This is a genomic window from Rubellimicrobium rubrum (genome assembly GCF_006152115.1).
GTDB classification, from domain to species: Bacteria; Pseudomonadota; Alphaproteobacteria; order Rhodobacterales; family Rhodobacteraceae; genus Rubellimicrobium; species Rubellimicrobium rubrum.
Genome location: NZ_VDFU01000023.1, coordinates 21,486 through 43,017, shown reverse-complemented (window position 1 = coordinate 43,017; position 21,532 = coordinate 21,486). Strand labels below are relative to the sequence as shown.

20 protein-coding genes and 1 other annotated feature are annotated in these 21,532 nt (G+C 64.8%); of the genes, 11 read left to right on the top strand and 9 right to left on the bottom strand.

Annotated features, from left to right (window positions below):
• Positions 1-184: 184 nt before the first annotated feature.
• The 4 genes from FHG66_RS16040 to FHG66_RS16025 all read right to left on the bottom strand — a co-directional run bounded on the left by FHG66_RS16040 (position 185) and on the right by FHG66_RS16025 (position 5,885).
• A complete protein-coding gene (locus FHG66_RS16040; protein WP_342777493.1) occupies positions 185-1,618 on the bottom strand; it encodes a hypothetical protein in 1,434 nt (477 codons plus the stop codon).
• Positions 1,619-2,134: 516 nt separating this feature from the next.
• A complete protein-coding gene (locus FHG66_RS16035; RefSeq protein ID WP_139078070.1) occupies positions 2,135-2,884 on the bottom strand; it encodes a lytic transglycosylase domain-containing protein in 750 nt (249 codons plus the stop codon).
• 547 nt (positions 2,885-3,431) lie between these two features.
• Positions 3,432-4,787, bottom strand: a complete 1,356-nt coding sequence (locus FHG66_RS16030; RefSeq protein ID WP_139078069.1) for a transposase — start codon at positions 4,785-4,787, stop codon at positions 3,432-3,434.
• A gap of 201 nt (positions 4,788-4,988) precedes the next feature.
• Complete coding sequence (locus FHG66_RS16025) at positions 4,989-5,885, bottom strand: LysR substrate-binding domain-containing protein (RefSeq protein WP_139078068.1); 897 nt, start codon at positions 5,883-5,885, stop codon at positions 4,989-4,991.
• Positions 5,886-6,014: 129 nt separating this feature from the next.
• Between FHG66_RS16025 and FHG66_RS16020 the strand changes: the two genes are divergently transcribed.
• Entirely contained in the window at positions 6,015-6,650 is a 636-nt protein-coding gene (locus FHG66_RS16020) for an FMN-dependent NADH-azoreductase (RefSeq protein WP_139078067.1), read from the top strand.
• 98 nt (positions 6,651-6,748) lie between these two features.
• Here the strand turns inward: FHG66_RS16020 and FHG66_RS16015 are convergent, their stop codons facing one another.
• Positions 6,749-7,189: a type II toxin-antitoxin system VapC family toxin gene (locus FHG66_RS16015; RefSeq protein WP_218013871.1), complete on the bottom strand. Its 441-nt coding sequence runs from the start codon at positions 7,187-7,189 to the stop codon at positions 6,749-6,751.
• Positions 7,182-7,430, bottom strand: a complete 249-nt coding sequence (locus FHG66_RS16010; protein WP_139078066.1) for an AbrB/MazE/SpoVT family DNA-binding domain-containing protein — start codon at positions 7,428-7,430, stop codon at positions 7,182-7,184. The genes FHG66_RS16015 and FHG66_RS16010 overlap by 8 nt, the downstream gene beginning before the upstream one ends.
• Positions 7,431-7,839: 409 nt before the next feature.
• Between FHG66_RS16010 and FHG66_RS16005 the strand changes: the two genes are divergently transcribed.
• Complete coding sequence (locus FHG66_RS16005; protein WP_176556286.1) at positions 7,840-8,505, top strand: recombinase family protein; 666 nt, start codon at positions 7,840-7,842, stop codon at positions 8,503-8,505.
• Positions 8,506-8,588: 83 nt separating this feature from the next.
• Here the strand turns inward: FHG66_RS16005 and FHG66_RS21670 are convergent, their stop codons facing one another.
• Complete coding sequence (locus tag FHG66_RS21670) at positions 8,589-8,726, bottom strand: hypothetical protein (RefSeq protein ID WP_176556285.1); 138 nt, start codon at positions 8,724-8,726, stop codon at positions 8,589-8,591.
• Positions 8,727-8,829: 103 nt separating this feature from the next.
• The gene (locus FHG66_RS22640) at positions 8,830-11,592 is read right to left on the bottom strand and encodes a calcium-binding protein (protein WP_139078065.1); all 2,763 of its coding nucleotides are present in this window, start codon (positions 11,590-11,592) and stop codon (positions 8,830-8,832) included.
• 339 nt (positions 11,593-11,931) lie between these two features.
• On the opposite strand from FHG66_RS22640, the gene FHG66_RS22970 reads away from it, so the two are divergent.
• From FHG66_RS22970 to FHG66_RS15970, 6 genes are all read left to right on the top strand, one after another.
• Complete coding sequence (locus FHG66_RS22970; protein ID WP_425471751.1) at positions 11,932-12,123, top strand: WGR domain-containing protein; 192 nt, start codon at positions 11,932-11,934, stop codon at positions 12,121-12,123.
• 336 nt (positions 12,124-12,459) lie between these two features.
• Positions 12,460-13,182 carry a phosphatase PAP2 family protein gene (locus FHG66_RS15990; RefSeq protein WP_176556284.1) on the top strand — a complete coding sequence of 241 codons (723 nt, stop codon included), beginning with the start codon at positions 12,460-12,462 and terminating at the stop codon, positions 13,180-13,182.
• A gap of 537 nt (positions 13,183-13,719) precedes the next feature.
• Positions 13,720-15,213: a hypothetical protein gene (locus FHG66_RS15985; RefSeq protein ID WP_139078063.1), complete on the top strand. Its 1,494-nt coding sequence runs from the start codon at positions 13,720-13,722 to the stop codon at positions 15,211-15,213.
• Complete coding sequence (locus FHG66_RS15980; protein WP_218013870.1) at positions 15,200-16,219, top strand: UbiA family prenyltransferase; 1,020 nt, start codon at positions 15,200-15,202, stop codon at positions 16,217-16,219. Before FHG66_RS15985 ends, FHG66_RS15980 begins: the two co-directional genes overlap by 14 nt.
• A complete protein-coding gene (locus tag FHG66_RS15975; protein WP_139078062.1) occupies positions 16,216-16,944 on the top strand; it encodes an HAD family hydrolase in 729 nt (242 codons plus the stop codon). Before FHG66_RS15980 ends, FHG66_RS15975 begins: the two co-directional genes overlap by 4 nt.
• Positions 16,945-16,988: 44 nt before the next feature.
• Complete coding sequence (locus FHG66_RS15970; protein WP_139078061.1) at positions 16,989-17,348, top strand: GtrA family protein; 360 nt, start codon at positions 16,989-16,991, stop codon at positions 17,346-17,348.
• Positions 17,349-17,638: 290 nt separating this feature from the next.
• Here the strand turns inward: FHG66_RS15970 and FHG66_RS15965 are convergent, their stop codons facing one another.
• Positions 17,639-18,817, bottom strand: coding sequence for an acyltransferase family protein (locus FHG66_RS15965; protein WP_139078060.1), 1,179 nt, complete (start codon positions 18,815-18,817; stop codon positions 17,639-17,641).
• Between the two features lie 74 nt (positions 18,818-18,891).
• Positions 18,892-18,947 (bottom strand) — a sequence feature (sul1 is cis-regulatory element that is thought to sense ions involved in sulfur or methionine metabolism; They are found in Alphaproteobacteria).
• A gap of 159 nt (positions 18,948-19,106) precedes the next feature.
• Here FHG66_RS15965 and FHG66_RS21665 point away from each other — a divergent pair.
• The 3 genes from FHG66_RS21665 to FHG66_RS15955 all read left to right on the top strand — a co-directional run bounded on the left by FHG66_RS21665 (position 19,107) and on the right by FHG66_RS15955 (position 21,312).
• The gene (locus tag FHG66_RS21665) at positions 19,107-19,358 is read left to right on the top strand and encodes a hypothetical protein (RefSeq protein WP_176556283.1); all 252 of its coding nucleotides are present in this window, start codon (positions 19,107-19,109) and stop codon (positions 19,356-19,358) included.
• Positions 19,274-20,089, top strand: coding sequence for an IS1595 family transposase (locus tag FHG66_RS15960; protein WP_176556282.1), 816 nt, complete (start codon positions 19,274-19,276; stop codon positions 20,087-20,089). The genes FHG66_RS21665 and FHG66_RS15960 overlap by 85 nt, the downstream gene beginning before the upstream one ends.
• Positions 20,090-20,352: 263 nt before the next feature.
• On the top strand, positions 20,353-21,312 hold the full coding sequence (locus FHG66_RS15955) for an aminoglycoside phosphotransferase family protein (protein WP_139078058.1): 960 nt from the start codon (positions 20,353-20,355) through the stop codon (positions 21,310-21,312).
• The last annotated feature ends 220 nt before the right edge of the window (positions 21,313-21,532 follow it).

Below are 21,532 nucleotides of genomic sequence, written 5' to 3'. Positions count from 1 at the left end.
GGACAGCTTTGCGCGTCTGAGTAGGCTTGTTCTGCCCCTGTCGAGTGCAGCGTAAGCGGGTTCAGACCCCAAGGGGACAGAATGGCCGTCTCATGACATCGACCATCCACTGGTTGGCCCAGCTTAGCCGGACAGCAGGTTCTCTGTGCCTGTGGGTCGCCTGGAAGTGTTCTCCGTCTCGTCCTTAAACCAGTCCCCAAAGGTCGGGGTGATGGAACCACGCTTCCTCGGACAGCGTGTCAAACCCGGCCCGACCTGTGACCACCCTGATGTCCTCAATGCCCCGGATTTCGATCCCCAGGTCCCCAAGGGCCTCCTGTGGATCAGGTCCGGCTAGAGCATCCCCGAGCGCCTCCACCTTGGCCGCGCTGAGTGCGAGCCAGAGCGTGTCGACACCCCTGCCCCCAACGAAGACGTCGTTGTCATGGCCCGTGGTCCCGCCGATGAGTTCGGCCTGCGTGAAGAGGAATTGGTCCGCCCCCCGTCCGCCGTAGCATCGATCGCTGCCCAGCCCTTCGATGAGGACATCATTCCCACGTCCGCCCACAAGCCGGTCCGAGCCCTCGTCCCCGTCCAGGACGTCACGGCCACTCTGACCCTCCAGGAGGTCGGTCTGAGACCCACCCGAGACGAGGTCGTTGCCCTCGCCCGCCCGGATCATGTCCTTGCCGCTTCCTCCGAAGCCGAGGTCATCACCCGCCCCAAGGCGGATCACGTCGTGCCCCCCTAGCCCCAAGACGAGATCGGTTCCGCTCCCCGTGGCCACCCTGTCCAACCCCGCGGTCAGGCCTATGGGGTCATGCTCCAAAGCAAAGGCCGTGTAGGCTCCGAGGATCCCGTGTGTGGCGGCCGAGGGGTGCAGCGGGTTCCAGAAGGCCACCTGATCTTGGTCGTACGGAGCCAACTGGTCTGGGTCGCCTCCCTTGATGGTTAGATCGTAGGGGGCAATCAACCCAAAGCCGGACGGGTCGTCGGCAAGGGCTTCCGAGATTGGCCGCAGGTCGAGGAGGCGGACATCCTGGCCCAGGGCCTGCAGCGCCTCGACCCCTTGTGTCAGGGCGGCGGTGTAGGCCTCATAGACGGCGCCGGCTTGCCCCTGCTGCTCCGGGCTCAGACGGCTCAAGTAGGGGAAGAAGAGAGGCACGGGCAATGTGGAGATCACGACCTCACCGAGCCCGGTCCCAAGGAGCTCGACTGCTCCAAACAGCGTGGCTCCCACGGCGCGGGCCACAACGACCGCCGGATTGGCGCCGCCTAGGACATTCAGATAGTCGTTGGCGCCAATCAGGATGAAGCCTGTGGCATCCCCGAGTGAGGCACCTGCAGTGTCAGTCGCAAAGCGATCGATCTGAGCGCCCAGGTCGATGTCGAAGTCGAGCCGGGTGTCGGTCTCTAGTACCAGAAGCGCGCCTCCGCCGCTGAACTCGTCGATGAAGTCCCCCAGCCGCTGGCTGCCCGCCGCCTCGGCCCCGGCGAAGGCATAGTTGCCGCCTTCAGGACGGCCGAGAAGGTCGTCCACGTACTCGGCGCAAGTCGGCCCATCACTGATCCGGCCGCCCGCGCCAACATAGGCCAGGAGAGCCTGTTCGGTGACGAGCCCTTGCGCTGCGGCGAACAGGTTGCCGCTGTCGGTCGCTGTCGCCGAAGAAGTAAACAGGCCCCGTCAGATCAGAAGTGGCTGAGACACTCATCGCTGCTGCTCCTTGAACCAGGCATGGTCACCTGAGCCAGGGCGCATCGCGGAGCGGGGTCCGCGGATGACCAAGGTGACGAGGAGGTGCCCCTCACAGACGAGAGTGCTCATCGTCGTTCCTTTGCGCCCTGACTGGTGCCCGAGAAGCTTACACCATCCCACCCATGTTGAGACATCACATCATGGCCGAGCCACTTGGACCGGAGGACCCGGCCGATCCCGCTGCAATCCACCCTTCGCTGCTCCGATCCTCGTTGGCCTACCCTATGCCAGCAGACGCCTGTCTGCTGAACGGAACTGGCGAGGGTACGTCAGGCACCACCTTTGTGCTCGATGACCCATTGGGGTTGCAGTGCTCGGCAGAGCGGACCAAAGGCACCTTTCCGCACAGCTCGGGGCACCGAGCGGACCGGCAAGATCTCCTCAAACGATCTGACCGGCTCAGTTCCGCAGCACGATGCACGCGGCCCCGCCGGCCCTGATCTGCCCGCACAGCGCTTCCGCCGCTTCCCGCGTCTCGCGGCCCACCTGCGCCACGTGCCGCCTTTGCGCCGAGCCCGGCACGCGCATCCGCACATGGTCGATACGCTCCCCCGGGATAAGCCCGGCGAGGCTCGCTACCTGCCGCTCCGCCGTCTCTCGGGACCCCTGCGCGGCCAGGATCACGCCCCAGGGCAGCAACTCCGGCTCGGGCTCGGCCGCGGGCGCGAAGGAAGGAAAGTCGCGTACGACGGCCTTCTGGAGGCAGGCCTCGCGGAAGGGAGCGCTGGGGTCGAGCGCCAGGTCGAGGGCGAGAGCGGGGCTGTCGTCGCGGACGGCCTTACGCCATTTCTCGCCCGAATGGCCCGTGATCGCCGCCACATAGGCCCGCGTCTCACGCGGAATACCCGTCTCGCCCGCCAGGAACCGCGCCGCGCGCTGCTCGCCCGCGTTGTAGGCCACCGCGGCCATGCCGAGGTTGCCGAACTCCCGCTCGAGATTCTTGAGGTAGTCGGCCGAGGCCAGGATCGCCTCTGCCGGGTTGAAGGGGTCCTGAAGGCCCCGAAGCCGCGCCGTCCCCGGCATGAACTGCGCGATCCCCTGCGCGCCTGCATGGCTCACGGCCGAGGCGTCGAACAGGCTCTCGCGCCATAGAAGCCGCGCAAAGAAGACCGCGTCGAGCTCCTCGGCCTCGGCTGCCTCCTCGATCACGCGGCACACGTCCTCGGCGTAGCTCGCCTCGCGGATACAGACCCGTCCGTCGGCCGTACAGCGCTGCTCCTCCGCCGGCCGCGTCTGGGGCGCACGGCCGGGGCGGCCGCGACCGGCTCCACCAAGGACAAACCCGACAGCGCTCCCGTCTGCGCCAGGGCGGGAGAGTCGAGCGCGAGGAGAAGAAGGAGGGGGAAGCGCATGGCGCACCAACCTAGCCTCTCCGAGCCGTGCTACCAGCAAAACCCACGACCTCCGCACTGTCTGTTGAAGCCGAACCTCCTGTGCGGCGCTTAGAAGGCCGGCCCTCTCTCTCGCAAGGAAGGCGGACGAAAGAACTAGGCACCGCCTCACGTGGCTGGAAGCGAGTCGGATACCAGCAGAACAGCTCGATGTCCTTTGGTGTCAAACATACGAACGAGGCTGTTGAAGAAGTCGGCTGCATGGCCCAAGGGCGGCTATCTCGGCCATAGATGTCTGGGTCTTCGTGGAATGACGCGCCTGCCGTGCGAGGTCTTCTGACGGGCGGTGGCCCGTCTGGGCCGGATCAGCCGCTTATCGGTTCAGCCCTCGTGAGCGCCATGGCCATGTGCTTGAGGTTGCGCGCCGTGGCGGCCAGCAGGAACTGCTCGCCGGCACCGCGCAGGCCACGCAGTCGCAGTCTGTGCAGCCCGTCATTGTGCTTGATGCAGGCGAACAGGCGCTCGATCCGGCGGCGCAGGCGCAAGGAGGCCTGGAAGGTTGGGGTTGCCTCGCGAGCCAGCACCTCCTGGCGCACGTCCTCGTATCGCGAACGGTTCACTTTCCGACGCAGGCCGGACGTGCAGCCGGCCCTGATCGGACAGGGCCGGCAGTCCTTCACGCTCGAGACATACTGAACAATCGAGCCGTCGCCCTTCGTGGCCGCGAGCCGGGCACCTTGCGGGCAGATGGTGCTGTCGAAGACCGCGTCGTAGGTGAAGGCGCTGCGAGGCAGCTGGCCCGCCGTTTGCCGGCGGCGCTCATGGCGCTCCAGGTGCTCGATCACCCGGATGTGGGCCTCAATGCCCCTGTCCCGGAGCCACGCGAGATGGGGCCCCGAGCCGTAGGCCTTGTCGGCCGTCAGAACCCGCGGCGCGAGGCCGTGCCGCTTGCGCAGCCGCTCGACCATGATCCGCGACGCCTTGGGCTCGTCGCCCAGCCGGGCGGGCGCGGCCTCCACATCCAGGATGATGCCTGAGGCGGTGTCAACCACCGCGTTGAGCCCGTAGGCGAAGCGGCCTGGGCCGTGCTTGATGCTCCAGGCCGCGGCGGGGTCGGTCATCGACACGTGCTTTGGGGCGGTGCGCTCGACGCCCTCTAGGTCAGGAGCCGTCTCGTCCAAGCCTTCCCAGTACTCCCGCACCGCCCGGGATGCAGCTTCTCGGGGCAGCTCGTCCCTACGGGCGACGCGCCGATAGGGATCGGCCGAGGCCAGCACATGAGAGCCATCCACCGCGACGTGCTCGACCGAGGCGAGCCCGGCCCGGAGGCACTGCTCAACCAGCCGCTCGAACACTTCCCGCAACAGGCCGCTGTCGCGGAAGCGCCCGTGCCGGGCCTTGGTGAAGGTGGAGTGGTCCGGCACCCGACCTTCCAGCCCGAGGCGGCAAAACCAGCGGTAGGCCAGGTTGAGATCCACCTCCTCGCAGAGGCGCCGCTCGGACCGGAGACCGTAAAGGTAGCCCACAAGCAGCATGCGAACCATCAGCTCGGGACAGACCGATGGCCGGCCTATGGTGCTGTAGTGAGGCGCCATGTGCTCGCGCACGAAGCTGAGGTCGAGGATGGCGTCGACCCGACGGAGCAGATGGCCTTCAGGCACTCGCTCCTCAAGGCGGAACTCATAGAACAATGCCGCCTGCTCGACCTGTTGTCCCATCATGGCAGTGCCCCGTCACCACACCACGTCAGGAATAGTGAATCACGGCGCACCTCGCCGACACAGAGCCTTTTTCAACAGCCTCGTTCGTATTCCTGACATCCCAGCTCACGGCTGCTGTCATTAGGGGTACTTGGTTGGGTGATTGCAGGCCTAAGACGCTCCACGCAGGCAAGCCTGTGAGAGGCAAGCGGGAGCAGTTCATCAGGTATCCCGCATCTCGGCCGCCAGAAAGTCGATGAAGTGGCGCACGGCGGGCAGGAGGCCACGCCGGGACGGAAACACGGCATGAGTAATGCCTCTCGCGGCCGACCAGTTGGGCAGCAGCACCTCCAGCCCTCCGTCGGCGATGTCGTGCGCGACGATGTAGTCCGGCAACTGCACGATGCCGACACCCTCCAGCGCGGCTTGGCGCAAGGTTTCCATGTCATCGGTGGTCAGGCGCGGCTGGTGGGGCACGTCCTGCACCGTCCCATCCGGCCCAGTCAGCCGCCAGGCGTGCTCGCCGACGGTCAGGATCATGCCAAGGCTCTCAAAGCGCGAAAGGTCAGAGGGCGACTGGGGGCGACCCAGCCGGTTGAGCAGCACAGGGCTTCCGACCAGCACTGAGACACTCTCACCCAATACTTTCATGACCAGATCCGAGTTCTCCAGGGGTGGCGGACGGACCCGGATTGCCACGTCAAAGCCCTCCTCGATGACGTCCACCCGCCGGCCCGTCACCTCATAGTGGATGCGCACACCCGGATGCTGCGCGAGGAACCGCGCTACCAGGGGGGCCACGGTGGCCAGGCTGAGTGGGATGGGGCAGCTCACCCGAATAAGCCCCCGCGGCTCGGCCTGAACGCGCTCGACCGCCTCCTGGGCCGCCTCGGCTTCGGCCACCATGGCCAGGCAGTGCTGGACGAAGTCCTGTCCGACTTCCGTGACGGTGAAGCGGCGCGTCGAGCGCTGGAGGAGCCGCACGCCTAGCCTCTCCTCCAGCAGGGACACGCGCCGGCTCAGGGTGGACTTGGGCATGCCGAGCGCCCGGCCTGCGGGCGAGAAGCCCCTGTGCTCCACCACCTTGGCAAAGAGGTAAAGGTCATTGAGGTCCTGCATAGCCGTCGCATCATCGTCCCATGAATGGAACACACATGCTCACTGAGGCCCACTAAAGGCAACATTGTTCGGCCTGTATATCCACCGGGACAGCAACGACGACCCCTTGGGTCAGCCCGGAGATCCCCAATGACCAAGACGCTTCTTCACATCGACTCCAGCGTGCTCGGTGAGGTCTCGACCTCGCGCAAGCTGACCGCCGCCATTGTCGACGCTTTGCAGCAGAACCATCCGGAGGGGCTGGTCACCTATCGCGACCTGGCCGATGCGCCGCCCGCCCACCTGACCGGGCGCGTGATGATGGCCATGCGCTCGGGCGACCTCACCGGCCTGAGCGAAGAGGAGCGGGCGCAGGTCGCACTCTCCGAGGAACTGCTGGAAGAGTTCCTGGCCGCTGACACCGTCGTGATCGGGGCGCCCATGTACAACTTCAGCCTTCCCACGCAACTGAAAGCCTGGGTCGACCGCCTCTCCCAAGCGGGCCGCACCTTCCAGTACACCGAGACAGGTCCGGTCGGTCTGGCCGGGGGCAAGCGCGTCGTGATCGCCTCCTCGCGGGGCGGGATGTATGCCGGCACGCCGCTGGAGGCCATGGTCGACCACCAGGAGTCCTACCTGCGCGGCGTGCTCGGCTTTTGGGGCATCACCAAGGTGGAGATCGTTCGCGCCGAGGGCACCAGCATGGGGCCGCAGGCGGTGGAACAGGCGATGGTTTCGGCGCAGGAGCAGATCGACCGCTTGCGGATCCAACTGCTCGCCGCGTAACGCTCACGGCCCGCTTCCATCGGGTGGACGACGAGGGTTGCGGACGCATCAGGGTCGCCAAAGGCGACCCGTCGCATGTCGTCGAAACCGGAGACCGCTCAGCGGAGCATCTCCACGGCCACTCCGGCGCGGTCAGCCACGCCCGTCCAGGCCTCGTCCGTGCTCAGAACCGTGGCGCCCCGGCTCGCGCCTAAGGCTAGGCAGGCGCGGTCGCCCAAGGACAAGCCCTGGCCCCGTGTCGCGGTCCGCAGCGCGCCCGTGGCAAAGGCCACGACCTCGTCAAAGGGCACTACGACCAGGTGGAGCGGCGCGAGAAGGGCGCGGGCGGTGGCGACATCGGCGCCGAGCTCGTTCAGCTTGGTGGCCACCTCGGCCAAGTTCACGGCCGAGATGACGGCCTGGGACAGCACGCCAGCCACGCGATCGGCGCCAGGCTCACCGTTGATGAGGCACAGGAGCGCAGAGGCGTCGAGGACGTAAGCGCCCTGCCCGCCTGGTCTGGCCACGTCACCCGTCTCAGCTCCGATCACGTCACTCACGAGCCGCCTCCGCCCGCCTGTCTGCGATCAGCTCATCGGACAGGAGCCGCCCCTCGGGGTTGAGCTCCCGCATCCGGGCCTGCACCTGCCGGATGGCAGATGACAGCGAACGCACCCGGAGCTCGCCTGCGTCCAGCTCGACCACGACGGTATCGCCCGGGGCAATGCCCATCTCTCGCCGGAACGCGGCCGGGATCACCAGCTTGCCCCCTTCCACGATCTTGACCCGCTGCGATGGCATGGCTCGACGCTCCGGCTGACCTACTTAGCACACTTTAACTGAGTCGTTGCTTAGGTATCAACCTGTGCTTCAGGCACTATGTTCATGGTAGGTCTGATCCGGCGTCAGCGTTGAACCTGCTTGGCGGTCATCATGGTCCGATGTGATCCGGATGGGCGGAATGAGACTCAGCAGCCTTGCAGGTCGGAGCGGCCTCATTTAAACCGGCAGGTCCGTGTCGTCGGTTCATCCCCGCTCAGAAAACGACCGTTTGCAGGCGCTCCGGCAACATGGCCGCGCAAGGGCTTGCCTTCCACTCGGAAACCCGTTCCGGTTACTGTGCGCGATTAAATGGTCTCAGCGCGTGTTTTCGAGCGACTCAGGTCAGGGTCAGGCAACCGGACCGCATCGCAGTGAGGGAGGGATCGGGATGACAGATTTGCTGCTGGGCTACATGCGGGTGTCCAAGGCGGACGGCAGCCAGACGCTGGACCCTCAGCGCGACGCCTTGCTCGCGGCCGGTGTGCAAGGGGACCGTGTGTACGAGGACCTCGCCTCGGGGCGGCATGACGCCCGCCCCGGGCTCCTGGCCTGCCTCAAGGCGCTCCAGCCCGGCAACACGCTCGTGGTCTGGAAGCTCGACCGGCTGGGACGCGACCTCAAGCACCTGGTGACCACCGTGGACGACCTTCGCACGCGCGGGGTGGGCTTCAAGGTCCTCATCGGGGCTGGCGCGCAGATCGACACCACCACCGCCAACGGGCGGCTGTTCTTTGGCGTCTTCGCCGCCTTTGCCGAGTTCGAGCGCGAGCTCATTGCCGAGCGCACGCGGGCGGGTCTGGCCGCCGCCCGGGCCCGGGGGCGCAAGGGCGGCCGGCCTCGTAAGATGGACAGGGCTACGCTCAAGGCCGCGCAGGCGCTCCTGGCCAACACCGACGAGACGGCACAAGCCATCGCCAAGCGGTTCGGCATCGGCACGGGCACGCTCTACACGTACCTCAACGGCGACGGCACGCTGAAGGAAGCGGGGGCCAAGGTCATGGGTGGGGCGGACGGGACAGCAGCTGTCATACCTCAGCCAGAGCGGGATCGATGACTGCCACAGCGTCCGCAAGCGTTCCCGCCCGTTCTGCTGCTCGTGCCGCTTGGCGCGCGCCCCCGGGTAGCTTCGCCGCCGTATCAGCACCATGGAGGGATCGGGGCCTCCGCCAAGTCGAGCGTCCAAGCCGCCCGTTCCGCCAGCACCGGACGGCGCCGGGCCTCGAAGCGGTCGAGCAAGCGATAAAGCAGGTTGCCAGGATTGTCGCAGGTGGGCACCAGCGGGCCTCCCTTATGGCGTGTCCCGTGCGAAAATCATCGCGGAACAGCGACAATGGGAAGGGGGCGGCGCTTCGTCACCCGCGCCCGCTCCCGACGTCCTTCAAAGCAGCACGTCCTGAGCCTCCAGGACCGACACGCCTCGCAGGAGCACCTCCATGTCGGCTTGCGTATTGCCCGTGACATCGGCCCGAAGGACCACTCCCTCCGACGTTCGCGACCACCAGACCGAGTGGGCGGCGGCCGTTGTGTTCGACCACAGGAAGGCGTCGTTGGCCGACGAGGCAATCCGGGCGTCGATAGAACGCAGGTCGATTTGGTCCGCTTCGGGCGTGAAGCCGCGGATGACATCCCGCGCTGCCCCCGGCGCGCTGTGGCTGTGATGGCTGAAGACAAAATGATCGCCCGCAGCGTCTGTGCCGCCCTGGAGATTGTCCGCGCCCGCGCCGCCATCGAGCACGTCCGCCCCCGCGCCGGCCAGGAGCCGATCCCGCCCGGCCGCGCCGCTCAGGTGGTCGTTGCCCGCGCCGCCCTCCAGGACATCATCGCCCGCGCCGCCTAGAAGGCGGTCATGCCCATCCTCGCCCCAGAGCCGGTTTGCCGCGTCGGATCCGGTCAGGCGGTCGTGGCCCGAGCCTCCGCTGGCGTTCTCGATGCTCACCAGCCGATCCCGGTCGATGCCACGCCCAGAGGCGGTCCCCTGGGCCAGGTCGGCCGTCACGCCCGCCGTCGTGCTCACATAAAGGACCGTGTCACGGCCGCGCCCGCCATCGTAGATATCGCTCCCCGCGCCGCTGCCCCCGATAACCAAATCGTCCCCGTCGCGCCCGTAGGCGGTGTCATTTCCGCCCTTGAGGTACAGGATGTCCGGGGCGCCTGTGCCCGAACGCGTCTCGTTCGCGCCCGTCCCCACGCGGATGCCTTCAAGCGCCTTGACCACCGGATCGAGGGTCAGGCGAACGACCGCCACAACGCCCGCCCAAGCGGTCTGGCCCAAAAGCGCCGTCGTGTTGGCGAAAGGGTTGAAGGTGTCGTTGATCAGGTCGGCCCATTGCGCGACACGGGATGCGGAAGGAACATCGCCGGACTCCTGGGCCAGGTGCAGGCCAACGGCACCGGCTGCGAACTTCGCGTCGTCGACGGGCGCCTTGATGCCGAGTTTGGCTACCAGGTCCAGAAGCGGATCCTTGACCGTGTTGCTCATCTCCTTTTGCAGGGACAAGCCGAAGAACTTCAGGGCGCGCTTGCCTACGAACGACTCCAGAAAGCTGATGCCGTCGGCTACGGAGGCGGCGGCGTAGGCGTCCACCCAGTCCATGATGACACGTTCCAGATCGACCTCCGCCTGGACGGGATCGATGGTCAGCAGGTTCAAGGGGCCGCTGTCGGGGAGGGGTCTGCGGGTGACCTCGATAAGGGTCGAGCCGCCAAACCCCGAGCGCTGGGCCACTTCGAGAAGGTAGGTGCTGACCCCTGTCTCGATGATCACCCATTCCTGGCTTTGGAAGGTCGCGTTGTAGGTGTAAAGAGACGTCCGCTGCCCATCGTAGATGAATACGGCGTTGTCGATGGACCAGTTGCTCAGGAATTGAAGCCGGTCGCCGACCTCCAGATCAGCCACGACATCCCGATGGTCGACCTGGATGAGGTCACGGCCGCGCCCCCCCACGACGCTGTCTCCGGCTCCCCGCTCGGCTCCGTCATCCAGGGCCATCAAGAGATCGTTCCCGCTCTGCCCGGTCAGGGTGTCCCGGCCGGCGCCGCCCCGAAGCTCGTCGTTGCCCGCCCCGCCGACGAGGAAATCGTCCCCCTGTTCCCCCCAAAGGCGATCATGGCCGGAGGCGACGTCGCCGAACAGGCCATGGGCGAACAGCCGGTCGTTGCCTTGGCCGCCCCGGAGCGCGTCGTTGCCCTGACCACCCAGCAGGATATCGGCGTTGTCGCTTCCGTAGAGTTCGTCGTTCGCGGCACCCCCCTCCAGCCGGTCCAGGCCTAGGCCGCCATGGAGCGTGTCCTGGCCGTCACCGCCGTCGATCAAGTCATCGCCAGCCTCGCCCCTGAGGATATCCTGCCCCACGTCTCCTTGAAGGTCGTCGTTGCCGCCACCACCGTTGAGCGTGTCGGCCCCGGCGCCACCTCCGAGGCGATCTCCTTGGCCATAGCCGCGCAAGGTGTCGTTGCCGCCATCGCCGTGAATGTTGTCGGCAAGTTGGCCGCCGGTGATCGTGTCGTTCCCGTCCCCGGCGCTGAACGCCCGCCCCGGGTCCCAGGTCCGAGTCACCCCTGAAATCGAGCGGGTGCCGGGCAGGACCACGGTGTCATTGCCGGCCAATGCGCCATAAAGATCCGCGCCGTCGTTGACGGCCAGCCTCTGGTCCGAGGTCAGGCTGTTGAAGTTGACACGGTCGGACCCGTCCGTGAATAGGAACGCCGGCACCCACATCTCGACCCAGTCATAGTCCGGGAAGGTCCAAGAGTAGTCGGTGTAGAGCGATCGATCAGGCGTGATGTAGCTCCGCGCCGATCGTTCAATGATCGGTTCCTCGTTGTAAGTGTCCGGCCGGGTATATGAGACGCTCTCATAGCGGGCATAGTAGGTCCATGCACGCTGCCCGTACTGCCCATCCGTGTTGATGCCCATGAACAACAAGCCATTGTTGCCGCCCAGGACGGGATACAATGAGACGCCATTGAGGGCGAAGGTGAACGGTCCCAGCGCCGATGAGGACAGGTAGACATCCCGCTCCTGCCCTAAGAAGGTCTGGGTGATCTCGTCTCTGTAGTAGCCGGTGAAGTTGGGATCCGTCTCGGAGCTCCAGTTGCTCACCTCCTCGACGATGTCGAACTTCACATACACTGTCGGCATACTCGTCCTCCACAAACCTTCCCCCAGGGAAGCCTAACAGAGCCGCTCCATGTGACAAGCGCACCAAAGGCTCGGGCCTGCCTCCCTGCTGGCGCGTGGCGGCCAGCAGGGAGGGCGATCCCCGATTAGGTGTATCGTCCCGGAGAGAGGTGTTACGGCTGATGCTTCTTGGAGGGAGGAGCTATGGGGCGCTGCTGACCAGACAGGCGACTTCTCATACACCCTCTTAGACTGGCCGGCCGCGCAGCCGGCCAGCCCGCCTGCGGCCGCGCTCGCCATTGGTCCTGTCGCCTCGACCGAACGCGCTGATGCCGTCCTCCTTACCCGCGTGGACCTGTCCTGCAACATGCGGCGGTTCTACAGCGTGGCGCTGACCGTCAGCCTGTTTGGGGAGCCCGGGGTCATCGCAACTGGGGGCGGATCGGAGCCTCAGGCCAGGTTCGAACGGACTGGTATGAAGATCCGAGCAAGGCGGCCAGCGCCCTTCAGGGTTTGCTCCGGGCCAAGCGGAGACGCGGCTACACGGCCTGACGTTCACGAGGCGGGATGTCGGCCAGGAGCAAGGTGAACGGCTTTCGCACCTGAGATACGCACCAGCCAACCGCTTGCGATGCTTGAGGTCGGCTGTCGCGCCTATTCTAGGAATGACGCACACTGTCTCACCTGCATCGCGGGCTGCGTGCGTTCCAGCCGTTCCGTAGTGGCTCGCCAAAGATCACAGGGCAGCGTGATGCTAGAAGGCACCCTGCCAGCGTTTTCCCGGCCCTAGGAAGGAGCAGCTTGCACGAGTTCGGACTCCAGCAATGCAGCCCCGCCTTGCTCCGTGTAACAGTTCTGTAAAATGCTATGGCATGTAGGAGATGTGCAGTGACAAGTGTCCTGGTCGGCTTGGATGCGGCCGTGTTGCGAGAGCTCAACAGCTTGGTCGGCGGGAGCTGGTCGCTCGATCAAGTCATCCTGGAGGTCAGAACCAACCCGATCTTCAAGGGTATTGTGCCCATGATGATGCTGTGGGGGCTTTGGTTTGGTGGAGCGGCGGAGGGAATGGCGCGCAACTGCCTCCGTGCCCAGCTTCTCGCCACGGTTCTTGTTGCCTGCGCGGCGATCGCAATCGGTCGGGCCTTGGCGCTTTGGCTGCCGTTCCGGCTCCGCCCCATCCACACCGAGGGGCTCGCCCTCAAGACGCCGCAGGGCTTTGACGCCGCCGGGACCCTTGACGGCTGGAGCTCGATGCCGAGCGACCACGCAGTTCTCTTCTTCGCCCTCGCCACTGGCATCTTTGCGGTTCATCGCACCCTGGGGAGCCTCGCCTTTCTCCATGCGGCGATGGTGGTGAGCCTGCCTCGCGTGGTCGTGGGCGTGCACTACCCAAGCGACATTCTGGTGGGTGCGCTGGCTGGGGTGACGGTGGCTGCCCTGCTGGGGCCGGTCTTTGTGGCGCTGACCTTGCGCTGGGGCCTCCTCGCACAGGAACGGGCACGGCCCGGGCTCTTCTACGCTCTGATGTTGGCCGTCACGTTCCAGGTCGCCTCGATCTTTGACAGCTTGCGCGCCCTCCTCGGCACAGTTGCCGAGATCCTTCTGGCGTAGCTCCCTGGTCTGCTGTGCCTCGCATGGTGCAAGTCGCCTGCCGACAACCAAAGGACCTTCGCAAGCAGAGCGCTTAAGCCGTTTGCCACGAAGAGCCCCGTCGGCCAGCGTCCGTGAAGCTTGATCACCGTGCGGCAATCATGAATACTGTTGAAAAACTCGGCCGAGGGCTCTTTCGGGCGCCTTTCGGCCAGCGTGGTCAAACGGGGCTCCTCATAAATTGTTGATTTTGTTACGGGCAGTTTGGCCTGAAAGTCCGTTCCGGAGCCTTCGTCGGCTCGCTACCGAGTTCTTCAACAGTATTCACGAATGACGCACACGACCCACGCTAAGCCACTTTGCGCTTTCCCTCGCCTTCTCACTAAGGCGGTCATCAGGAAGTGGCAGGAGCATGTCATCCTGCCTTGGCTGAAGGCAAAACTCACCCGCACCAAGCTCGAGGCGCTAATTGCTTCACAGGCAGATCGCGGCTAGTGCGCGAACGCGGTTGCCACCCGTTCAGTCTGACAGTCGGCTCCTCACGAACAACGAGTCATCATGAACCTCATCGTCCGCATGCCTCATTCTAACATTCAGCGGATGCGTTGGGTTCTGGTCATTGCGGCCGGTACGCTTCTTCTTTGCGTGCCGGCCCTGCTCAACGGTGCGCCATTCGTCTACTTTGACTCCGCCGACTACCTGGGCATGGTCAGCCAAATGGCAAATCTGCTGGCGCAGAAGCTCGACGGAGCCGGCGCTCTGCCAGTCGACGCTGCCCTAGTCGCCTCTGGCGACGAGGACTACCTCGTCTACACGGGCCGCTCTGTCTATTATAGCGGCTTTGTCTGGTTCGCGAGAAAGCTTTTGGGGCTCAATGGCGTGGTCATCCTGCACGCATTGGCCCTGGCCGCGCTACTCGTCCCGATCACGCGGTTGGCTCGGCCTGCGGCCGGACCGGCGTTCACGCAAATGGCGGTCTTGATCCTGTGTGCCGGCCTGGGGCTCCTGAGCTCAGCCGGGCTCTTCGTCTCTCTGGTCATGCCTGACATCTGGGCCGGACTGCTGATCCTCGCCATAGGTCTTATCGTCGCCGTAGGAGCCCGCCTTGGATGGCCTGCCCGTTTGGCTCTTGGGGCGGTCATAGCCTTGGCGGCCCTGTTCCACACCAGCCATCTACTACTCCTCGCAACCCTTACGGGTCTCCTGGCGCTGCTCATGCTTCGGCCGAGTTGGCGCCGGCACCTAGGAGCCTGGAGCGTCGGAGTGCCAGCCCTTGCTGTTATCATTGGGTTGGCCGGGTCAGCCGCCTTCTCGCTATTCGTGACGTGGACAACAGGAAGACCGCCCGTATCCCGGCCGCATGTGACTGCACACCTCGTGGACATGGGGCCAGGAACCCAGTTCATGCAAGATACTTGCCCCGAGAGCGGCTTCGTTCTCTGCGCCTATGCCGACCGGCTTCCAACCAATTGGATGGATTTCCTCTTCGCCGACGACACAGAGACGGGCGTCTTCGATACGGTGCCCAACCACATCAAAAGGGCCTTGGCTGACGAGCAAGCGCGCTTCACCCTCGCCACGCTGGCTGCGGAGCCTTGGGAAACGGTCAACGGCCTCCTCTACGACGGTGTGTCTCAGCTCTGGTCCCTTTCAGTGGACGATGTGCCGTTCACGCGAAACAATGCCGACTACTTGGCAGGAGCCTTCTGGGAAGAGATCGTCGAGGTGACGCAGGCGTCGGCGATTTGGGATCGTCCTTGGATGGCCCCAGCCTTTACCAGACTGACCCAGGTCAGCACGGCGCTGGCGGCGGCAGGTCTCCTGGTCTTGGCCCTTGCTGGGCGGCTTCCACGCACTGGGCCCTTGGCCGTGCTGATCTTGGTTTGCCTGGGCGGCCTCATTCTCAATGCGTTCATCTGCGGCATGCTCGCGTCGCCATACGGCCGGTTCCAAGCTCGGATTGTCTGGCTGCTGCCACTTCTCCTAGGCTTGGCGATCCTCTCCACGTTCGGCCCCGCAACCTCCAAGGGAGACGCTCATGAGCGTGACTGATATGACGCCACCCGGTGTTTCTGGCGGGGGGCGGCTCCGGGCCGGTCCAGCCGACTACATTCGGATTGCGCGCCTCGACCATATGACCAAGCACGTCTTCATCCTGCCCGGGATCGTACTCGCCCTCATGCTGCGCGGTTTGCACGAACCTGCCAGCGTACTCGTATGGAACGTCGTGCTAGGGTTCGCCTCGGCGGTCCTCGTCGCTTCTGCGAACTACGTAATCAACGAGTACCTCGACCGCGACTTCGACCGCTTCCACCCTGAGAAGTCACAGCGCGCCGCAGTCCAGCGCGAGATGTCTGGTCTTGTGATCCTGGCTGAATGGATCATCCTGCTGGCCATCGGGCTGGGCATCGCCGCGCTCGTCAATGGCGTGTTCCTCGCTGCGGCGGCGCTCTTGGCGGTCTCGGGGGTGACCTACAACGTTCAGCCCCTGCGGTCCAAGGACCGGATCTACCTGGACGTGCTGTCGGAGTCGCTCAACAACCCGATCCGACTTTTGATGGGTTGGGCTATGGTGGACGGCACCAGCCTACCGCCAGTGTCGCTGGTAATGGCCTTTTGGTTCGGCGGCGCTTTCCTCATGAACTCTAAGCGCTTGGCAGAGTACCGCGACATCGTCGCTTCCGATGGTGCTGAGATCCTGGGCCGCTATCGACGTTCCTTTCGGTTCTACACGGAGAACAAGCTGTCCGTTGCCAACCTCATCTACGCGCTGCTCTGCTCGTTTTTCATCGCCATCTTTCTGATCAAGTACCGCATTGAGTACGTGCTGCTGTTCCCGTGCCTTGTGGCCCTCTTCGCCGTCTACTACGCCCTGGCCCTGACCCCAGACTCCGTCGCCCGTAAGCCTGAGAAGCTTTACCGGGCCAAGCCGGTCATTGTTACGACGGTGCTCGGCTGCGTAGTTTTTGCGCTGTCAACCCTGGTCGATTTGCCTAACCTAGACGCCCTGACCAGCCAACGCTTCATCGAGATAGGGGCGCGGGACGCGGCGCCATGACATTGAGGTCCAGTTCCGGCGGCCGGCGGCCCGCTCCCGACCTCCGACGCTATGGCCTCGTAGTTTTTGACTTGGACGGCACCCTCTACCGCCAAAGTCCGGTGCGGCTCGGCATGATGGGAGAGCTCTTGGCCACGCCTCCGTCCAACGACGGAATTGGCCGGCTGGCGCGTCTGCGGATCCTGCGGCGCTTCCGGCAACTGCGCGAGGAGTTCGCCCTGACCCTGCCCACAGGCTTCGAGAGACCTTTAATCGAGCGCCTTTCGGCCGAAACCGGTATCGGCGAGGTCGCCTTGCGTACGCTCGTCGACGACTGGATGGAGCGGCGCCCACTCGGACGCCTGCGTGCGGCTCGGGTAGCCGGCGCTGCGGAGCTCTTCGCGGCCTTACGTGCGCGAGGTCAGCAGATCGCGGTTTGGTCCGACTACGCCGTGCGCGACAAGCTAGCCGTGCTGGATCTCGCGGCCGATCACGTGCTCTCCGCGAGGGATCCAGAACTGGCGACGCTCAAGCCTGATCCGGCCGGTCTGCTTATGCTGCTCCGTCGCACCGGCTTCCCAGCCGACGCCACCCTGATGATTGGTGACCGAGACAGCCATGACGGAGCGGCGGCACGAGCCGCCGGTGTTGCCTTCCTGCTGAGAGCTCGGCGAGGCCCACCAGGGCTCCCGCGCGTGCGTGACTTCCGTGACCTCGCAAAACAATTGGTGGAGCCGTCGCCCTGACACGTCCTCGTCCGGCTTGGCTGCGTAAGTTTGGAGCCTACCTCATGACAGGGGGGTTGGCTGCTGCGGTCGACCTTGGTGTCTTCTCTTTTTTGATCACGTTGGAGGAAGTGCCGCTTGCTATGGCCGCGGTGCTGTCCTTTCTGACGGCGACCGTAGTCAATTATCTTCTCAGCGCACGCTTCGCGTTCGGGGCGGCCATCTCGTTGCGCGGGTATCTACGCTTCCTTGCGGCGGCCTCTCTGGGACTCGCGATCAATGTCGGAACGACGGTGTTGGCGAATCGTCTGGGGGCTGCTTTACTGCTAGCCAAGCTCTTGGGGATCGCGGTTGCGTTCGTGATCAACTTCGCCATCAACCTGACACTTGTGTTTCCGGGCGCCGAGTTCCTCAGAAAGAGGTGAGGCGAACCGATCTATCTGGTGGTCGCCAAGCTAAAAAAGTCGTGCAGTGATTTGGAGGTGCTAGCGCTCCACTCAAGGCTTATCGCCAAGCACAGGCGGAAGAACTATGCTGCCACTTCTTCGACGGTCCAGGTCCAAACAGCATGACTATAACTGTCGCGGTGAAACAGGTTGCTCTGCTGAAACGGAGACAGAAGAGACAAGCCGAAAAGAGCCTAACCTAGGACTCGTCTCCCAGAGAAGCGTAACCTGTAGCAGCTCTCTCGGGACAGATCGACCCATGTGGCACCCTATGCTGAGCTCTGTCCCAATTGCGCCGTCCACTTGCGGCGCTGCGCCGAGAGCCAACGAAGGACAGGTTCATCAACCCAGAGCGTAAAGGCCCAAGCCATCAACAGCACGCCCACGAAGTACAGCGCGGCCAGGAGCGGGAACGGGATCGCGCCAGTGACGTAGGCCCAAGCCACGATCGTATAGAGGGGCGGCACATGCACGAGGTAGAGACTGAACGAGATGCGCCCTAGCCCGAGTGGTACCCGCGCAGCCAACAGATCGGCTAGCCTTGGGATCATGAGCGCGGCGTAAATCAGCAGAACCGCTGCGAAGATCGAGACCAAACCCCGCTCGGTCCCGATCTGCCACCGCTCGGGAACATAAGGCAATCCCCAGGTCTCATGGCTGCCGGGCCCTACTCCTCCCAGCACGAGGCCAACAAGTAGGGCCGCTAGGGGAAAAGCTGACGGCAGCCGTTCCAGCACCCCAGATCTGTGCGCCTCATACAGCCCTGCTCCCAGCACAAACGCCAAGTACGCATCAGGCAACACCAGCAGCACTGCGACCCCGGCGAGCAGCAGGGCGCCGATGCGCAGCAGCTTGGTCGAAAGCCTGTACAGGACAAAGATCCCAAGTGACCCGATCAACTCAACCTGCATCGTCCACAGTACGTTGTTGAAGAGGGAGCTGCCTTTCACGAAACTGCTGATCAAGCCGTCCGCGATAGGATGATAAATCGGTCCGATCTCACCTTGGCGCGTGTAGCCGAGCCATCGCGAGGGCTCCTCAAGAGACGCCCCCATGATTTGGGTCGCGTCCGAAAAGGTCTGGAGCCAGAGCCAGGCCACGAGGCAGCTAGCCGTGGCTGGAAGCGCGAGCCGCAGGTAGCGGGCGGCGGAGCTGACCAGCAGCCCCTGGCCTCGTCGATCGGCAGCCGCAGCCATAACAAAGCCCGACAAGGCAAAGAAGATCGCGACGGCGAACGCGCCGTTCCACAGGACATAGATCGGTGTCTGAGTCAGCGCCGCCGACGTGCTCGTCATGGTCGGCACGTAGGTGGGCCGGAGCAGGCACAGGAAGTGGAAGATGACCACAGCCAAGGCTGCGACCCCTCGCAGCCCGTCGAAGGCCAGAATACGTTTCGCGGGATGCTTGGCTGGATCTCCGACGGAGCCTGTTGTCGTTAATAAATCCATGAGCTGAGAAAGATCCGACACAGGGCCTGCCATCTATACCGGGTAATTGGGGTCCGGCAGGGCAGAGCCTAGCTGGTTGTCCGGCGGATCAGCGGCCGGAAGAGCCACCCGGGGTTTCACCGGGTCCTGATGACTTGAGGTGCTGCATCGCAGAAGGTCGGGCAGATGGCAACGGTAAGGTTTCTCAGCGCAGGCGAGCCAAGGCGGTGTCAGCAACGCGTGTTGGTGCGCTTTCGTCGCGAGACAACAATGCCAATGTTCCCGGTCCTGATCGCCGGAGGACACCGCCATGCCCACCATCCAGAGCCTGCCCGCGCTCCTCGCCGCCATCCGGGCGCTCGCGCCTGCCCAGTTCGCCGAGGTCGAGGCGGCGCTGCGCGACGCACGGCATCGCGCCGAGCTTCTGGTCGGCTGGACGAGGCCGGGAGGGAGCGGGGCTGTCCCCGGTGCGGCGGATTGGACCGGCAGCGCTGGGGGCGGACCCGGACAGACGTCCAGCGCTATCGCTGCAAAGGGTGCGGCCGCACTTGGTCGGGGCTGACCGGCACGGCCGTCGAGCGGATCCACCTTCGGGGCCAGTTCCTCGATACGCTCAAGGACATGATGGGCGACGCGCCGAGGTCGTGCCGCAAGCTCGCCAAGGCGCTCGGCGTCTCCCGCCATACGGCGTGGCGCTGGCGCATGCGGGTGTTGGCAAGCCTGCCGGGTGACTCGCGCGAGATCTTGGGCGGGCTCGTCGAGGCCGACGAGACGTTCCAGCGGGAAAGCCGCAAGGGCAGCCGGGAATGGGTCCGCCACCTGAGGGCGCCGCAGATCCACCCCGCGCCGCCTCGCCTGCGGTGGCAGGACTACGGCCGCAAGGGTCCTCCCCAGGCAGTCGTGCGTCAGTACCAGATGCCTCTGTTGGGCATCGCCGACCGGGAGGGAAGGACCGCTCTCCTGCGTATGCCTGACACGAAGCAGCCCAGCATCGAGGCGGCGCTCCTGCCGCGGATCGCGCCGGACGTGTTCCTCCTGTCGGACGGAGCGCCGCAGTATGGTGCCATCGCGAAGGCTGCAGGGCTGGGCTACTGGATGCTGGTGGCCGGACGGCGGAGCCGCATCACGCCCGCAACCTACCACCTCAACACCGTCAACGGCCTGCATGCCCGTTGGAAGACGTTCCGACGGCCGTTCTGCGGGCCGGCGACCAAGAATCTCGATGGATACGCCCGGTGGATGCTGGCCCGTGCGGAGGGTTACCTGCCAGCGTTTCGGCGACTGCTCGGCTGAGAGGGACGCGCGACTGATCGGTCGAGATCCGCACCTGACTTCAGAAAGAAGTGAGCCCACGAGCCTGTACCGAGGGCTCGAACCTTACTGGACGAGACCTGCGCAGGTACTTTTTGCAATAATGACTGAGTTGACGCCTCAGTGAGGAACTGGCCTTGTTCCGCCGATTGACGATGACACTCCCGCTTCAGCGTGGATCGGGTTGCATCGGTGTTATCGACGGTGGTCGAGACCTCAAACTGCCCGAGGGCCGCGTGGCGAGCATGACAGAACTTCCCAATATTGGTAGCCGGCAGGACCTCGCGAGGTGGCGTGCCGATCCCTACCTTTGGCGCGCGGTAGTTCAGGACTTGGCCAGAGCCGAGAATGTTCAGACCACTGTGCTCGCCTCTTACAAGACCGGGACAAACCTCGTGGTCGACCTCGACGGCCGACTCATCCTGAAGCTCTTCCCACCTCTCCACCGCAGCCAGTTCGAGTCCGAGCGAGCCACGCTCCGTCTGTTAGAGGGAGCGCTCTCGGTTCCGACCCCCCGGATCATCGCCGAAGGGGAGCGCGACGGCTGGCCTTACCTCATCATGACCCGGTTGAACGGCGTTTTGGGGTCGGAGGCTTGGCCGACCTTGAGCGAGGCCGAGAAGTGTCAGGTTCTCCTGGATGTCGGGCGGACGATTGCGGAGGTGCAATCGGTGCCACCCGGTCCGCTTCTGGCAATTGAGCCTACATGGCCGGAGTTCATCACAAGGCAGATCGCCGGCTGCAAGGCACGGCATGCCAGTCAAGGGCTAGCGCCTAAGTTGCTGGACGACCTTGATGGGCTTCTCGCGCAGACGACCACCATCATTCCCCTGGATGCGCCACCGGTGATCCTGACAGGGGAGTGGATCCCGGAGAACTTGCTCCTGGCCGAGATGGATGACCGGTGGCACCTCGCGGCCTTGATTGACTTCGGCGATGTGATGACGGGATGGCCCGAATACGATCTTCTGGGTCCCAGCGCCTTCATGTGCGCGGGACAGGTCAACCGGGTCGAGAGCCTGCTGGACGGGTATGGAATCGAACCGCGGGACGTAGACCGCGCGATGCGCCGCCGGCTGCTGACGCTCATGGTCCTTCATCGCGCAAGCGACCTGCGCAACGTCCGCATCGAGGGTTGGGAAGCGCGGATCAGCAAATTGACCGAGCTGGAGGACGTCATCTGGCCGCACGAAGGACCTGGTTGAACCAGATCCGCTTCCTGGGCCCATCGGCAGGGATCGTCGTCCCCGAAAGCACGCGCCACCGCTTCGACCTTGTGACCTCCGATCTGCCTCGGATCGCCCGGAGTCAAGCCCACTCCTGAGGCCGACGACAGTCCGTCGGTCCTTTAAGAAAGCCGGTCAACGTGAGGCTGTTCAGAATGTGTCACAGTCACCAACACAGGATGCTGACACCTCCCGAGCC

Excerpts from the sequence above, each read along its gene's own strand:
- FHG66_RS16030 (WP_139078069.1), bottom strand. The coding sequence starts at position 4,787 with ATGATGGGACAACAGGTCGAGCAGGCGGCATTGTTCTATGAGTTCCGC.
- FHG66_RS16025 (WP_139078068.1), bottom strand. The coding sequence starts at position 5,885 with ATGCAGGACCTCAATGACCTTTACCTCTTTGCCAAGGTGGTGGAGCAC.
- FHG66_RS16020 (WP_139078067.1), top strand. The coding sequence starts at position 6,015 with ATGACCAAGACGCTTCTTCACATCGACTCCAGCGTGCTCGGTGAGGTC.
- FHG66_RS16010 (WP_139078066.1), bottom strand. The coding sequence starts at position 7,430 with ATGCCATCGCAGCGGGTCAAGATCGTGGAAGGGGGCAAGCTGGTGATC.
- FHG66_RS16005 (WP_176556286.1), top strand. The coding sequence starts at position 7,840 with ATGACAGATTTGCTGCTGGGCTACATGCGGGTGTCCAAGGCGGACGGC.
- FHG66_RS22640 (WP_139078065.1), bottom strand. The coding sequence starts at position 11,592 with ATGCCGACAGTGTATGTGAAGTTCGACATCGTCGAGGAGGTGAGCAAC.
- FHG66_RS15985 (WP_139078063.1), top strand. The coding sequence starts at position 13,720 with ATGAACCTCATCGTCCGCATGCCTCATTCTAACATTCAGCGGATGCGT.
- FHG66_RS15980 (WP_218013870.1), top strand. The coding sequence starts at position 15,200 with ATGAGCGTGACTGATATGACGCCACCCGGTGTTTCTGGCGGGGGGCGG.
- FHG66_RS15975 (WP_139078062.1), top strand. The coding sequence starts at position 16,216 with ATGACATTGAGGTCCAGTTCCGGCGGCCGGCGGCCCGCTCCCGACCTC.
- FHG66_RS15970 (WP_139078061.1), top strand. The coding sequence starts at position 16,989 with ATGACAGGGGGGTTGGCTGCTGCGGTCGACCTTGGTGTCTTCTCTTTT.
- FHG66_RS15965 (WP_139078060.1), bottom strand. The coding sequence starts at position 18,817 with ATGGATTTATTAACGACAACAGGCTCCGTCGGAGATCCAGCCAAGCAT.
- FHG66_RS21665 (WP_176556283.1), top strand. The coding sequence starts at position 19,107 with ATGCCCACCATCCAGAGCCTGCCCGCGCTCCTCGCCGCCATCCGGGCG.
- FHG66_RS15955 (WP_139078058.1), top strand. The coding sequence starts at position 20,353 with ATGACAGAACTTCCCAATATTGGTAGCCGGCAGGACCTCGCGAGGTGG.